Origin of the sequence: Cytobacillus sp. T106 (genome assembly GCF_040492155.1) — a bacterium.
GTDB classification, from domain to species: domain Bacteria; phylum Bacillota; class Bacilli; order Bacillales; family Cytobacillaceae; genus Bacillus_AB; species Bacillus_AB infantis.
In genome coordinates this window covers 260,742-275,273 of record NZ_JBEUMK010000003.1, presented here as the reverse complement: position 1 = coordinate 275,273, position 14,532 = coordinate 260,742, and the positions used below count along the sequence as shown (strand labels likewise).

The 14,532-nt window shown below is 49.0% G+C and carries 15 protein-coding genes; all 15 read left to right on the top strand.

Annotation, left to right across the window (positions count from 1 at the left end; all coding sequences use genetic code 11):
• Window positions 1-8: 8 nt before the first annotated feature.
• The 15 genes from ABU165_RS09010 to ABU165_RS08940 all read left to right on the top strand — a co-directional run bounded on the left by ABU165_RS09010 (window position 9) and on the right by ABU165_RS08940 (window position 14,213).
• The gene (locus ABU165_RS09010; RefSeq protein WP_318060107.1) at window positions 9-1,775 is read left to right on the top strand and encodes a vWA domain-containing protein; all 1,767 of its coding nucleotides are present in this window, start codon (window positions 9-11) and stop codon (window positions 1,773-1,775) included.
• Window positions 1,759-4,521, top strand: a complete 2,763-nt coding sequence (locus ABU165_RS09005) for a VWA domain-containing protein (RefSeq protein WP_318060106.1) — start codon at window positions 1,759-1,761, stop codon at window positions 4,519-4,521. Before ABU165_RS09010 ends, ABU165_RS09005 begins: the two co-directional genes overlap by 17 nt.
• A gap of 108 nt (window positions 4,522-4,629) precedes the next feature.
• A complete protein-coding gene (locus ABU165_RS09000; protein WP_009795933.1) occupies window positions 4,630-4,962 on the top strand; it encodes a putative DNA-binding protein in 333 nt (110 codons plus the stop codon).
• Window positions 4,963-4,974: 12 nt separating this feature from the next.
• Window positions 4,975-6,324 (top strand): signal recognition particle protein, encoded by a 1,350-nt coding sequence (ffh, locus tag ABU165_RS08995; RefSeq protein WP_009795932.1) that lies wholly within the window; start codon window positions 4,975-4,977, stop codon window positions 6,322-6,324.
• A 169-nt stretch (window positions 6,325-6,493) separates the two neighbouring features.
• Window positions 6,494-6,766, top strand: a complete 273-nt coding sequence (gene rpsP, locus ABU165_RS08990; RefSeq protein WP_009795931.1) for a 30S ribosomal protein S16 — start codon at window positions 6,494-6,496, stop codon at window positions 6,764-6,766.
• A gap of 11 nt (window positions 6,767-6,777) precedes the next feature.
• The gene (locus tag ABU165_RS08985; RefSeq protein WP_009795930.1) at window positions 6,778-7,008 is read left to right on the top strand and encodes a KH domain-containing protein; all 231 of its coding nucleotides are present in this window, start codon (window positions 6,778-6,780) and stop codon (window positions 7,006-7,008) included.
• Between the two features lie 116 nt (window positions 7,009-7,124).
• Window positions 7,125-7,511 (top strand): YlqD family protein, encoded by a 387-nt coding sequence (locus ABU165_RS08980; RefSeq protein ID WP_009795929.1) that lies wholly within the window; start codon window positions 7,125-7,127, stop codon window positions 7,509-7,511.
• 15 nt (window positions 7,512-7,526) lie between these two features.
• Window positions 7,527-8,045 carry a ribosome maturation factor RimM gene (gene rimM, locus ABU165_RS08975; protein ID WP_248137940.1) on the top strand — a complete coding sequence of 173 codons (519 nt, stop codon included), beginning with the start codon at window positions 7,527-7,529 and terminating at the stop codon, window positions 8,043-8,045.
• Complete coding sequence (gene trmD, locus ABU165_RS08970; protein WP_094767475.1) at window positions 8,042-8,791, top strand: tRNA (guanosine(37)-N1)-methyltransferase TrmD; 750 nt, start codon at window positions 8,042-8,044, stop codon at window positions 8,789-8,791. Before rimM ends, trmD begins: the two co-directional genes overlap by 4 nt.
• 129 nt (window positions 8,792-8,920) lie before the next feature.
• A complete protein-coding gene (gene rplS, locus ABU165_RS08965) occupies window positions 8,921-9,265 on the top strand; it encodes a 50S ribosomal protein L19 (protein WP_009795926.1) in 345 nt (114 codons plus the stop codon).
• Between the two features lie 377 nt (window positions 9,266-9,642).
• Window positions 9,643-10,194, top strand: a complete 552-nt coding sequence (gene lepB, locus ABU165_RS08960; protein WP_318060105.1) for a signal peptidase I — start codon at window positions 9,643-9,645, stop codon at window positions 10,192-10,194.
• Between the two features lie 30 nt (window positions 10,195-10,224).
• Window positions 10,225-11,097 carry a ribosome biogenesis GTPase YlqF gene (ylqF, locus tag ABU165_RS08955; protein WP_035403507.1) on the top strand — a complete coding sequence of 291 codons (873 nt, stop codon included), beginning with the start codon at window positions 10,225-10,227 and terminating at the stop codon, window positions 11,095-11,097.
• 162 nt (window positions 11,098-11,259) lie between these two features.
• Window positions 11,260-12,027 carry a ribonuclease HII gene (locus ABU165_RS08950; protein ID WP_101547482.1) on the top strand — a complete coding sequence of 256 codons (768 nt, stop codon included), beginning with the start codon at window positions 11,260-11,262 and terminating at the stop codon, window positions 12,025-12,027.
• A 12-nt stretch (window positions 12,028-12,039) separates the two neighbouring features.
• The gene (locus tag ABU165_RS08945) at window positions 12,040-13,917 is read left to right on the top strand and encodes a hypothetical protein (RefSeq protein WP_311224519.1); all 1,878 of its coding nucleotides are present in this window, start codon (window positions 12,040-12,042) and stop codon (window positions 13,915-13,917) included.
• Entirely contained in the window at window positions 13,914-14,213 is a 300-nt protein-coding gene (locus tag ABU165_RS08940; RefSeq protein ID WP_009795919.1) for an EscU/YscU/HrcU family type III secretion system export apparatus switch protein, read from the top strand. Before ABU165_RS08945 ends, ABU165_RS08940 begins: the two co-directional genes overlap by 4 nt.
• Window positions 14,214-14,532: the final 319 nt, after the last annotated feature.

Genomic DNA, 14,532 nt, shown 5'->3' with positions numbered 1-14,532 from the left:
GAAACACGATGCTCTTTTTTAGCCCGATCTATTTTTTATTAGGCTTTTTTATCATCGCCTTTATATTATTCTACTTTTTCCGGAAGCAGTTTGATGAGAAAATCATTCCTTCCAATATGCTTTGGGTGGAGGCAGTGAATGAGTGGCAGGCATCGCCCTGGCTGAAGAAGCTTCAGCAGAATCTATTATTCTGGCTGCAGCTTCTCGCCCTGCTGCTGCTGCTGTTCGCGCTGGTCCGGCCTTACTGGTTAGGAGAAGAATTAAAGGGGAGCCGCTTGATATTTGTTGTCGATCCCTCTGCATCCATGCTTGCTGAAAGAGATGGTGAACCGGTCTTTGAGAAGGCAAGGGAGAAGATGCTTTCGCTTGCCGGCAGCATGGCCGGCCAGGAGGTTACTCTGATAAGAGCCGGGGAGAATCCGGAGATCCTCCTGTCGGGGGAAAAGGAGAAAGCTGCTGTTAAAAAGTCAATCAATGCTCTTGAAATTACTTATGAGCATGAAAACATGACTAAAGCGCTGCAGCTGGCCAATTCTTTGGCAGATGCAGAGAATTCAGCTATATACATATTTTCTGATGGATTTGAAAAAGAAGCAGCCGCGGCCCTGGATGAAGGAAATTATACAGAAGTCCATAATTTCGGAAAAGAAGGGCAGAATCTTGCGCTTTTATCTTTTGGTGTTGTCCGGGAAGGCGAGGGGATTGCCGGAGGGGCTTCCGTTGAGAACCAGTCAGCGGAGGAGGCCGCTTTTTCCTTCCGGATACTATATGAGGGCCAGGTGCTCTTTGAACAGGAAGTGGAGATTGAAGGAAACGGGCAAACTGTAGTCCAGATTCCCGGACTCCCCGAGCATCCGTATTATAAGGCAGAAATAAAGGCGGATGATGCTTATCAAGCCGACAATGAGCTGACAGCGATCTATAATGAGCCGAGCCAAAAGGTGATTGCCGTTGGCAGCATCAGTCCATTTGTGCTGAAAGGCTTTGAAACATGGGGTGCTGAACTGGTTCAGGCCGATCCTTCAACAGCTGCAGCCGGGGAAGAAGGCATATACCTTACAGATGCCGGTAGCCTTGAAGCGGCAGAGGGAAGGCCTGTAATCATCTTCAATGCGGAAACGGGAAGGGAAAAGCTGGAAGAACTGCCGGAGGCCGCGGATGATCCGATTCTTGAACATGTGGGGGCCGAGAGTATTTTCATTGATTCCTCGTACGAGCCGCTTAAAGGTGATTGGGAAACCCTCCTGCAGTCAGGCGGGCGCCCTCTGATCCAGAAGGGAACACAGAATGGGACTCCGGCTTTGCTGATCAATTTCGCTTTGGAAGATTCTGATTGGCCATTGCAGCCCGGTTTTCCGGTCTTCTTGTATAATGCCTATCAATGGCTGGCTGCCCAGTCAGATTTTCTTGGCTATTTTTCACCAGGGGAAGAGAAGTGGCTCAATGCAGGGGCTGGCTCTGGTTCACTGGATATTTACAATGATGTAAACGAAAATCTATATTCACTGGATCTGGCAAAGGAAAACTTTGCTGCTCCCTATAAGCCGGGAGTCTACCAGGCTGCCGCAGGGGAAGAACATTATTTTTTCTCTGTCCTGCTTGATGACAGGGAAAAAGCTGCCAGGCATGCCTCTTCCTTTACAATGAATGATAAAAGTGCTTCAAATGGCTATGAGGAAAAAGAGCAGGACGGACTTTGGTTTTGGCTCGCATTATTCGCTTTCATCCTGATAGCAGCAGAATGGGAGGTGTTCAGGCGTGGGAATAGAATTTAAACATCCTTTTATGCTTTTGCTCATCATTCCTTCCCTGCTCCTGGTATTCTTGTACATCAAGACAGCAAAGGGCAGGGGAAATAGGAAGGGAGCAGCTGTGATGAGGGCCATCGTGTTCATTCTGCTTGCCTTTGCGCTGGCTGTCCCTTCAATCAGACTGCCTGCTCCGGGAAAAACGGTGGTTTTCATCGCCGACCGCTCTGCCAGTGTGCAGGGCAGGGAAGGAGAGCTGCTGGATTTCATCGATGCCGGAATTCAGTCCAAAGGAAAGGAAGATTCATATGCCGTGATCTCGGCTGGAGAAACAGCTGCTGCTGAAAGCTCTCTGGCCAGTATGAAGGGGGAGTTCCGGGAGTTCAGTACTGACACCGGGAAGGGTGAAACGAATCTCGAGGCAGGCATTCAGCTGGCTTCGACTCTCATGCCGGAGGAAACCCCTGGGAGGATTGTCCTTTTATCAGACGGAAGGGAAACGGCCGGAAGCAGCCGTGAAGCGGCAAAGCTTTTGAAGAACCGGGGGATAGAGCTTGATTATGTCCTGCTGGACAGCAGCAGGAAAGAGGACATGTCCATTTCCAGCCTGGAAGTCCCTCCGGCCTTATATGAAGGTGAAGAAGCATCCATCACAATGGCGATAGACAGCAATTCTTCAAAAGAAGCTGATTTAAGGCTTTCTGTAAACAGCCGGGAAGTCCTGAAAGAGAGTATCACGGTTAAAGAAGGAAAAAATGTCTATACCTTCAAGCACAAAATCGATGAAACAGGCTTATCCGCAATCAAGGCTGAAATTTCCGCTGAAGGGGATGGATTCATAGAAAACAATAGCCTTCAGTCTGCTGTCAATATTAAAGGGACTCCCAAGGTTTTGATCGTAGAGCAGGAAAAAAGCCAGCTTGAAAACATACTGGACGGGTCAGGACTTCTGGCCGATTCCATCGTACCGGAAAAACTGCCTACCTCACTTTCCGGGTTTCTTCCCTATCAGTCCATCATTTTCAATAATTTACCGGCAACGGTGGTTTCCGAGAATCAGATGATGCTTATCGAAAAGGCTGTAAAGGAATTTGGCTCAGGATTCATTATGGCGGGGGGAGAGAACAGCTTTGGTCTTGGCGGCTATTTCAAAACGCCGATTGAAAAGCTGCTGCCTGTCAACATGGATATTAAAGGGAAGAAGGAAATGCCCTCCCTCGGCCTTATGATTGTAATGGACCGTTCTGGAAGCATGGCAGGGAGCAAGCTGGAACTGGCAAAAGAGGCGGCAGCAAGATCAGTTGAACTCTTGCGAGAGAAAGATACTTTGGGATTCATAGCATTTGATGACCGGCCGTGGGTCATCGTGGAAACCGGACCGCTTGAAGATAAAAAGGACGCGGTGGACAAAATTGGCTCAGTCACTCCCGGGGGAGGCACGGAGATCTTTACTTCCCTCGAAAAAGCATACGAAGAGCTGGAGAACCTTAAGCTCCAGCGGAAGCATATCATCCTCCTGACAGACGGGCAGTCTGCCAGGAGCACTGATTATGAAAGCATGATAGAGACGGGGAAAGAAAACAATATTACTCTATCGACTGTGGCGCTTGGAAGCGATGCCGACCGGAATCTGCTGGAAGAGCTGGCTGGGCTTGGTGCCGGGCGCTTCTACGATGTCACGGATTCATCGGTGATTCCGAGCATTCTATCAAGGGAAACTGTTATGGCGACGAGAACATATATCGAAGACAATCCTTTTTATCCATCTTTGCGGCCGTATCCGGAATGGGGCGATTTTTTTGCAGGCGGCGTTCCGCAGATGAATGCCTATATTGCTTCTGAAGCCAAACAGGGTGCAGAGGTCCCCCTTCTCAGTGAGAAAGAGGATCCGATCCTGGCTCAATGGCAGTATGGCATCGGCCATACGATCGCCTTTACTTCGGATATAAGCGGAAAATGGTCGGGGGACTGGGCCCGCTGGGAAAAATGGCCGCAGTTCATCAATAAACTCGCCAGCATTTCACTTCCAAAATATGAGAGCGAAGCTTACAGCCTTTCAGTCCGAAGAGAAAACGAAGAAACTGCCGTTTTGCTTGAAGGAAACAGCAAGGCCGCCCTCCCTGCAGAAATAGCAGTTATTTCAGATAGCGGGGAAAAAATTGATGCAAGCACTAAACTGGCAGCTCCCGGCAAGTACGAAATTAAAATGCCTTCAGAGCCTGGCATGTTTTATGTCAATATCAGCCAGCAAAGCCTGTCGGGAGAAACAAGGACCTATAAAACCGGCTTTACTCTCCCGTATTCAGAAGAATATTTGATGCAAAAAGAAAATGAAGGACTCCTTAAGGAGATCTCTGCCTTGACGGGAGGAGAGCGGCTCGAAGAAGGCAAGGAGGCATTCCGCCCGCTGAAGGCAGGAAGTTTTGAAAAGGCATCAATCAGTGAATGGCTGCTTCTTGCTGCATTCCTCCTCTTCTTTGCGGAGATAGCGGCCAGGAGGTTCGGGCTCAGGCTGATTCCGGACAGACGAAGGACCAGGAAGGCTGCAGCGGCCGGTGGAAGCCGGCCATTAGAGAAAACAGCCGCCAAAGTGCGGGCGGCCGACCGGCAGAAAGGCGTCCGGGTTCCGGAGTCCCGCGCTCAGGTAGCAGAGCCCGCCGCGCGGCAGGGTGAGGTCCGGAAACCAAAAGGACGCTCCGGAGCAAGCATCAGTCCGGATGAGCGGGAAGAGAGAATGAAACGCCTGCTGGAAGCCAAAAAGAGGAAACGCTGACAAAGGCCGAAGAAGCGGCGCCGGGCCCGGATTTTCTTGACACAGTTTGGGGTTCTGTGTAAACTGTTTTATTGTAAAGGCTTTTCACTTAACAAGGGGGAATGAGCTATGCTGGAGAAGACGACGAGGATGAACTATCTGTATGACTTTTATCAGTCGTTGTTGACGCCGAAGCAGCGGAGCTATATGTCCCTGTATTATCTGGATGATTATTCGCTCGGTGAGATTGCCGAGGAATATGACGTCAGCCGGCAGGCAGTGTACGATAATATCAAGCGTACCGAAGCAATGCTGGAGGAATATGAAGAAAAGCTGCTGTTATTTCATAAATTTCAACAGCGCAGCAAACTTATTCGCGAAATGAGAACTTTTCTTGAAGAAGGCAGTCCTTCCCATCAATTTCTGATGGAAGCAGTGGCTGAGCTAGAGAAATTAGATTAGGAGGCGGCATATATGGCATTTGAAGGATTAGCCGACCGACTGCAAAATACGATACAGAAGATCCGCGGCAAAGGGAAAGTATCCGAGGCGGACGTCAAAGAGATGATGCGCGAAGTGCGCCTGGCCCTTTTGGAAGCAGACGTCAACTTTAAGGTTGTCAAAGAGTTTGTGAAAAAGGTCAGCGAGCGTTCAATCGGCCAGGAAGTGCTGAAGAGCCTGACGCCGGGCCAGCAGGTTATAAAGGTTGTTAAAGAGGAGCTTACCGAACTGATGGGCGGGGAGCAGAGCAAAGTGGCGGTATCCAATCGCCCGCCGACCGTGATCATGATGGTCGGGCTCCAGGGTGCCGGTAAAACGACCACCACAGGGAAGCTTGCGAACCTACTCCGTAAAAAGCATAACCGCAATCCGCTGCTGGTGGCCGCGGACATCTACCGTCCGGCTGCCATCAAACAGCTTGAAACGCTCGGCAAACAGATCAATATGCCTGTATTCTCTCTCGGCGACCAGGTCTCGCCTGTTGAGATAGCCAGGCAGGCCATCGCCAAGGCGAAGGAAGACCACCATGATTATGTGCTGATCGATACGGCAGGGCGCCTTCATGTGGATGAAGCCCTCATGGATGAGCTCAAACAGATCAAGGAGCTTTCCAAGCCGGATGAGATCTTCCTTGTCGTAGATGCAATGACAGGGCAGGATGCAGTGAATGTCGCCCAGAGCTTCAACGAGCAGCTGGGGCTGACAGGCGTTGTACTGACAAAGCTTGACGGCGATACACGGGGGGGAGCTGCGCTTTCCATCCGTTCTGTTACCAGCACGCCGATCAAATTCGTCGGACTCGGGGAAAAGATGGATGCAATTGAAGCCTTCCATCCGGAAAGAATGGCGTCCCGGATACTCGGCATGGGAGATGTCCTCACCCTGATCGAGAAGGCTCAATCCAATGTTGATGAAGAAAAGGCAAAAGAGCTCGAAAAGAAAATGCGGACTGCTTCCTTTACCTTTGATGACTTCCTTGACCAGCTTGGCCAGGTCCGCAATATGGGGCCGCTGGATGAAATTCTGAAAATGATGCCCGGCGCCAACAAAATCAAGGGGCTTAATAATATGCAGATCGATGAAAAGCAGATCGCGCATGTCGAGGCCATCATCAAATCGATGACAAAGGAAGAGAAGACACATCCGGAAATCATCAACGCGAACCGCCGGAAGAGGATTGCGAAGGGCAGCGGCAGGACCGTACCCGAAGTGAACCGTCTTCTCAAGCAGTTCGAGGATATGAAAAAAATGATGAAGCAGATGACAGGAATGCAGCAAAAGGGGAAAAAGAAAGGCTTCAAGCTGCCTTTCAATCCGTTTTGATTTTTGTCCCTCTGCACCTGGAAAGCATGTCCCGGCATGCTCAAAAGCACGGCTGAAAAGCCGCGGGAATCAAGTTTTTATAACATGTAAAGAAAAAACACTTTACAAACCATTTATCTATTGATATTATACTATCTTGTGTGAAACTATTCGGAGGTGCTTATTTAACATGGCAGTAAAAATTCGCTTAAAACGTATGGGAGCTAAAAAATCCCCTTTCTATCGTATTGTAGTAGCAGATTCTCGTTCTCCTCGTGACGGACGTTTCATTGAAACAGTTGGAACTTACAATCCAGTTGCACAGCCTGCTAAGGTTGAAATCAACGAAGAGCTTGCTCTTAAATGGATGAACGATGGCGCTAAGCCTTCTGACACAGTACGCAACCTGTTCTCTAAAGAAGGCATTATGGAGAAATTCCATAACGCTAAGAACGGCAAGTAATTCTGCGCGTGATGAAAGAGCTTATCGAAACGATCGTTAAGCCCCTGGTTGATTTTCCCGATGATGTCCGGGTGGATGTCCGGGAAGATGACCACCGCGTTACCTATCAGCTTTCTGTCAACAAGAGTGACATGGGGAAAGTGATCGGGAAGCAAGGGCGCGTCGCTAAATCGATACGGACTGTTGTGTATGCAGCAGGATCATCACAGCAAAAAAGAATTTTCTTGGAAATAACTGAATGAACCTTCCCGAGGCATGGCCGGAGGAATTAGAAAAGGAGGGGGATCCCCTCCTTTTTTTACCATTCAGAAGCTTTTAGAAGTTGGTTCGGTACCAGGACGCTGAAGGAGGCTTAAGGGTGAAAATACTTCAAACCGCCACAGTTAAACAGATCTTAACCGAAAAAAGCAAAAGGAAGCTTCTTGAAACCTATATGGAAAGAAAAACACAGCTTTTGAAAGAATGTGAACAGCTTCGCTTTGAAGCGAGAAAGATAGAGAAATCGAAAAAGTTCCAGCAGGCAGGCCTGACTGCCAATTTTGAAAAAGAAACAGACAGGCGCAAAGAAAAGATCAAGCTGCTGGAGTTTCAAATAGAACAACTACATATGCTACCATTAGGCAGTGAACTGAAGGAAAAAGAAGTTCAGGCTGTCGTGGAGATCGGCATTGGCGACACCTGGGATGAGGTATCCGCAAACAAAACCATCATCATTGAAGATGGAGTCGTTAAAGAAATTCGCTAGAGGTGATCGGCAAAGATGGAAAAGTGGTTCAATGTAGGGAAGATTGTCAATACACACGGTGTCAGGGGCGAAGTAAGGGTCGTATCCCGCACCGATTTTCCGGAAGAGCGCTATAAGGCAGGCAGCCATTTATTCTTATTCCAGGCGGGTTCGGAGGAACCGGTGAAGCTGACTGTAAAAACACACAGACAGCATAAATCGTTTGATCTGCTTACTTTTGAAGGCCTGGACAGCCTGAATGAGGCGGAAAAGCTTAAAGGCGCAATATTGAAGGTCTCTGAAGATCAGCTGGGGCAGCTGGAGGAAAATGAGTATTATTTCCATGAAATCCTCGGCTGTACCGTGAAAACAATTGATGAAGAAGAAATAGGGGAAATAACGGAAATCCTGACCCCTGGCGCCAACGATGTGTGGGTGGTCAGCAAAAAGGGGCAGAAAGATATACTGATCCCTTATATTGAAGATGTTGTCAAAAAAGTGGATGTGAAAGAAAAAGTCATCATCATTGAACCGATGGAAGGCTTGCTGTCATGATGAAGATCGATGTACTTACTCTGTTTCCCGAGATGTTCGGCGGTGTTTTCGGCCATAGCATCCTGAAGAAGGCAGAAGAAAATAACGCTGTCAGCTACAATGTAGTCAATTTCAGGGACTATGCCGACAATAAGCATAAAACGGTTGATGATTATCCATACGGCGGGGGAGCCGGCATGGTGCTGAAGCCCCAGCCGATATTTGACGCGGTTGCTGACTTAAAGGTGAAGGCAGGCGGCGGAGAGCCGAGAGTCGTCCTCCTATGCCCCCAGGGTGAGCGTTATACCCAGAAAAAGGCGGAGGAGCTTTCTTCCCTCGATCATTTGATTTTTGTGTGCGGCCATTATGAAGGCTACGATGAACGGATAAGGGAGCATCTTGTGACAGATGAGATCTCTATCGGAGACTTCGTGCTTACCGGAGGGGAGCTTGGGGCCATGGTGCTGATTGACAGCATCGTCCGCCTTCTCCCGGGTGTCCTCGGAAATGAGGAGTCCCATATGAAGGATTCGTTCAGCACCGGATTTCTGGAGCATCCGCATTATACAAGGCCCGCGGACTTCAGGGGGATGAAAGTGCCTGATATCCTGACCTCAGGCAACCACCGCCTTGTTGATGAGTGGAGGATGAAAGAGTCTCTGAAAAGGACCTATCTCCGCCGCCCGGATCTCTTTGAAGGGGCAGAGCTGACAAAAGAGCAGGTCCGCCTTCTCGAAGAAATAAAAAAAGAGCATAATAGCTATTGATGACAGGCATTGTTTATGTTATGATAGTTTTTGTGGCTTGGGCTGAGTGATCGGCCGGGTCTTATAACGATGTTCCGCTGCAATAAAGAAAGTCTGTGCAAGAGCATCTGTTGGAAGGAGTTGAAAACGATGCATAAATTAATCGAAGAAATTACAAAAGAACAGCTTCGCGCTGATGTTCCTGCGTTCCGTCCTGGTGATACTGTACGTGTACACGTTAAAGTTATCGAGGGTACACGCGAACGTGTTCAGGTGTATGAAGGTGTTGTAATTAAGCGTCGTGGTGGTGGAATCAGCGAAACTTTTACAGTACGTAAAGTTTCTTACGGTGTAGGCGTTGAGCGTACATTCCCTGTACACACACCAAAAATTGCGAAGCTTGAAGTTATGCGCCGCGGTAAAGTACGCCGTGCGAAACTTTACTACCTGCGTAACCTGCGCGGTAAAAAAGCTCGTATCAAAGAAATCCGATAAAAGTAAAGCGGCGGTGCGCTCTGCACCGCCAATTGCGAAGAAGGAGCTTGTATATCAAGCTCCTTTTTCACATAAAAGCGTTAAGTATGACGTGCTAATCAGCCGGATCCGGCCTTGGCCAAACTCGGCGCCAGCCGGGTTTTTTCATTTGGCTTTTTTCACCCGATCTCCTTTTGCAGCTGCACTTGCCTGGCTTCCGGATTTTTTCAGGGCTCTGGAGGTGCAGGGGCTTAAATGGCAGAAAATAGGCCAATACTAGGAATTATACATCCCATCGTGTTTATTGAAGTGAAATAATGTAAATGTAAAGAATGAATCATGCAGATAATCAGTAGGACGCTGGATATATCTTTTAGCAGAGATTGGTGGGAACTAACATGGGAAAGAGCAAAAGTGAATTCTGGGAATGGACAAAGGCGCTGATCATCGCTGTGCTCCTTGCGGCTGTCATCCGCTATTTCTTATTCGCCCCGATTGTGGTGGATGGACTGTCGATGATGCCGACGCTCCACGATACGGACAGGATGATCGTGAATAAGTTCTCGTATAAGATTGGCGACCCAAAGAGATTCGACATCATCGTCTTTCATGCCCCGGAAAACAAGGACTACATAAAAAGGGTAATCGGCCTGCCGGGTGACAGGATCGAATACAAAGATGATATCTTATATGTAAATGGCGAAGCGGTCGAGGAGCCGTATCTTAATGAATACAAGAAAGAGGTCATCGACGGGCCGCTGACAGAGCCTTTTACACTTGAAGATAAAATCGGGCAGGAGACCGTGCCGGAGGGCCATCTCTTCGTAATGGGCGATAACCGGCGCTACAGCAAGGACAGCCGCCATATCGGCACCATCCCGATGGAAAAGGTGCTTGGGGATACAAATATCATCTATTGGCCCCTTGAGGACTTCCGCATCGTAAAATAGCAATTATTCTAGTCAGAAAGGGTGGCAGCCTTGACAATACAATGGTTTCCAGGGCATATGGCAAAAGCCCGCAGGCAGGTCACAGAAAAGCTGAAGCTTGTTGATATTATTTTTGAACTTGTCGACGCGCGCCTGCCGCAGTCTTCAAGAAATCCAATGATCGACGAGATCATCCAGCATAAACCGAGGCTTGTGCTGCTCAATAAGGCTGATATGGCTGATAAAGAAGCCACAAAGGCCTGGATCCGCTATTTTAGCGATAGAGGGATCAAAGCGCTTGCCATTAATTCACAGGCAGGGTCCGGCATGAAGGATATCTCCTCTGCAGCACAGGAAATATTGAAGGAAAAGTTTGACCGTATGAGAGCCAAAGGTGTAAAGCCAAGGGCGATCAGGGGAATGATCGTAGGAATCCCGAATGTCGGCAAGTCAACGCTCATCAACCGCCTTGCAAAGAAAAATATTGCCAAAACAGGCAATATGCCTGGGGTGACGAAAGCACAGCAGTGGATAAAGGCCGGCAAGGAAATGGAACTCCTGGATACACCGGGGATTTTATGGCCGAAATTTGAAGACCAGGAAGTGGGCCTCAAGCTGGCTCTTTCCGGAGCGATAAAGGATACCATTTTAAATCTTCATGACATCGCCATTTATGCACTGAAGTTTCTTGAAAAACACTATCCTGGAAGGCTGCTGGAAAGATACAGCCTTGAAGAATTCCCTGAGGAAGCAGTAGAAGCCTTCGATAAAATCGGAAGGCTGAGAGGCTGCTTAATGGGCGGGGGCGAAGTCGATTATGATAAAGTCGCAGAGCTGATCATCCGTGAAATCCGGACAGAAAAGCTTGGCCCTTTATCATTTGAACATCCGTCAGATTTTGCAGCAGGCGAACCTGCAGAGTAAATCGGCTTTTTTTGTCCGCAATACCGTTTTAAAATGGTAAAATAAAATAGCAGCAATAAATAAAGGCCTCTGCATGGGGCCTTTATTTTTTGATATATATCCGGAAGGGCCCGGCAGGATGACTGGCCCTTCCTTCTACATAATGGCATAAGGGTGGATGGAATGAAACAGCTTACAATCAGTGAAATCAGCGTGAAGCTGAAGGATCTGAAAGACGACAACGACCCATTTTTTGGGGAGCTCAAATCTGATGGACGGAAAGGGGTGCAGCAGCTGCTTGCGAGATGGGACAGGCAAAGGGCCGAGGAGGCCAGGCTTTACGGCCGGTACCAGGAAATGACTGTATTTGAGCGGAGGCTGAAGAAAAGCGGCTGGACAATGATTGCAGGCACGGATGAAGCCGGCAGGGGGCCGCTGGCCGGCCCTGTCATCGCAGCAGCAGTCATACTGCCGGAGGGATTTTATCTTCCTGGCCTTGATGACTCCAAGAAGCTGTCTGAAGCAAAAAGGGACGAGTTTTACAAAGAAATCATGTCCGGCGCCTCTGCTGTCGGAATCGGCCGCATCAGCGCAGGGGAAATCGACCGGATTAATATCCTTCAAGCTTCAAAGAAAGCAATGCTCCTGGCCTTGGCAGATATGGGCAGTACGCCGGATTACTTACTGACAGATGCGGTTGATCTGGATGTTCCCTATCAGGCAGAGGCAGTCATAAAAGGCGACAGCAAAAGTGTGACGATTGCTGCTGCCTCTGTGATAGCCAAGGTAACGAGGGACCGGTATATGAGGGAACTTGACGAGCAGTATCCTCACTACGGCTTCGGCCGGAATATGGGCTACGGCACCCGGCAGCATCTTGAGGCAATTGAAAAGCACGGGATCATCAATGAACATCGAAAAAGCTTTGCCCCGATCAAGGGCATGTATTAGAGGTGAAGAGGAATGGATCCGCTGAATATTGTCGGTTCAATACTGCAGAACAGAAACAGCGGCGGTCCTAAGCCGCTTGCCTTGAACCCCGGGCAAATCGTAAGCGCAAAGGTCATTAAGCTTCATCCCAATCAGACCGCAGAGGTCATGATTGGAGGGCAGAAGGTGATAGCGCAGCTTGAAACAGCATTGTCGGTAAATGAGCGGTACTGGCTGCAGGTCCTGCCGGGAGATGGGGCTCCGCGGCTGAGGCTTCTTCCTGGTGCTGAAGCACAAAAGGGAATGAACGCAGAAGAAGTATTGCTTAATAAGCTGGCACTTGCAGCCGCCAAGACGAATATTGATATGGTTTCTTTTTTGGTAAAAGAGCAGCTGCCGATTACAAAAGAGGGCTTGTCCGCGATTGCAGAATGGCTCGGCGGCAGCCGGCCTTCACAGAATCAGCTTGAAGCAATCAAGCAGGCCCTGGCAAGGCAGCTGCCGGTTTCAGGCAGGGTTTTGGATTCTTTGATGGCTGCACAGGGAGGAAAGCCCATCCAAGCCCTTCTCACAGAGCTTGTGGACCTGCTGGATCAGCCTGGTGTGGGCACTTCGGGGAAAGCGCTTCTTCATATGGCGGCAGATCTTGGGGCTTCATTAAAGATGAAGCAGGGGGAAGAATCACTCTTGTTCTTAGTGAAAGAATGGCTGGGAAGCCAGGACGGGAAGCGTGCCGAAGGGGCCAGGCACCTGCTGGAAGCAGCCGGCGCCCTGCCAAAAGGGCTGAAGGAGGCCGACCTTCTTCAGCGGATTCTTGTTTCCAGTGGACAGGCTGGGAGGCCTGCAGGATCCCTGGAAGACCTCTTAAAGGCTTTTGCCGGCAGATTGCAGGGGAATATGCATAGATCCTCTAACGAGTCAGGAGAAGGGATGGAGGGGGCAAAAACTGCACAGAACGCCTCTATGTCGAATTCGGATGCAGATATCGATCCTGCAGGCCGCCCAGCTTCGGCTGTCCTGCAGCCGGAACGAACTGCAGAAGCATGGAAGGGCCAGCTTTTTTCAGCGCTTGCCGGCAGAGATATGAAGCCGGCAGAAGCCATTCAGCTTCTGCGGATTTTGCATCCGCAAATGCCTGAGTTTGAAAAGGTGTCCGAAAGCATCAAGCTATTAACTGAAAGCGATCCAGAAGGGCAGGGAGAAAAAAGCATGGACGCCAGGCAGGTACTGCTTGGCGAAATCTCGGCAAAATCAGCCGCGGCTGCCGCAGCCGGAGACGGGCTGCTGCAGTCCAGGTTAACGCACATACTGAAAAGCCTGGGCTATTCCCACGATCATGCAGTGCTCAGCTTCCTCTCGGGCGGGGATGACAGCGGCTTGAAGAATGAATCACTTAAAATGATGCTATTGCAGTTTCTGAAGGAAGGTCCTCCCATTCAGCACAAAGAGGCTGCGGAGCAATTGCTGAATAAATTGACGGGACACCAGCTATTGGCTCAAGAAACAGGACCGCTGCAGCAGTATATATTCCAGCTGCCTGTCCCGCTGTGGAACAGGACAGCGGAAATGACCATGCAATGGAGCGGAAGGAAGCTGGCCGATGGGAGAATCGATCCTGCCTATTGCCGCGTCATTTTCTACCTGGACTTGGACCATTTAAAGGAAACGATAGTCGATGTCCAGGTCCAGAACAGAATCGTGCAGATCAAGGTCTTTAACGGGGACAGCCGCATCAGGGAGTGGGCAGCCCCTTTTACAGACGGATTGAAAAAAGGGCTGGAAGAGCTGGATTACAGGCTTTCTTCCATTGTCTTCGAGAAAGGCAGCGGTGCCCAGCCGCAAACAAAAGGGATGGCGTACCAGCCATTGTCCGATTCAGGGAAATACAGCGGAGTTGATATAAAAATATGAAACAGCAGGACCCGAAGATCAGGAAGGAAGCCGTCGCCCTATCCTATAGGGACGGACAAGAAGCACCTAAGGTTAAGGCCAAAGGAAAGGGACTGACAGCCGAGAATATCCTCGAAAAAGCGAAAGAGCATAATATTCCCATTCAGGAAGACGCGTCACTGGTTGAATTGCTCGGAAAGCTGAACATAGATGAAAATATCCCGGAGGAGCTGTATCAGGCAGTGGCAGAAATTTTCGCCTTTGTTTATAAAGCCGACCGCCGGGCAGGAGAGCACAGCAGGGGACAGGGATTATAGCCTGTCCTTATTCGTATTTGGCAGCAGAGCTCTTTTGAGGAAAGAGCGCTTTCCAAAGTCATATTTTCTCACTTGGAAAGCCGCGGCCAGGACCTGCTCCCGAAGGGTAACTGATCATCCTTTCTTAAATATATTTCTATGCTGAAAAAACAATTTTTGAAAATAAAAAATGAAAACGCTTTACTTTACAGGGTTTTTTATAGATTTAAATTTTAAAATTTTTAAAGAAATATAATATTTTAATCATAATTGTAGACAAGGGTGTGCTCATTTTATAAAATGAAAGCGCAGTCTATTTTTTGAAGAGCTTGATAGGAGG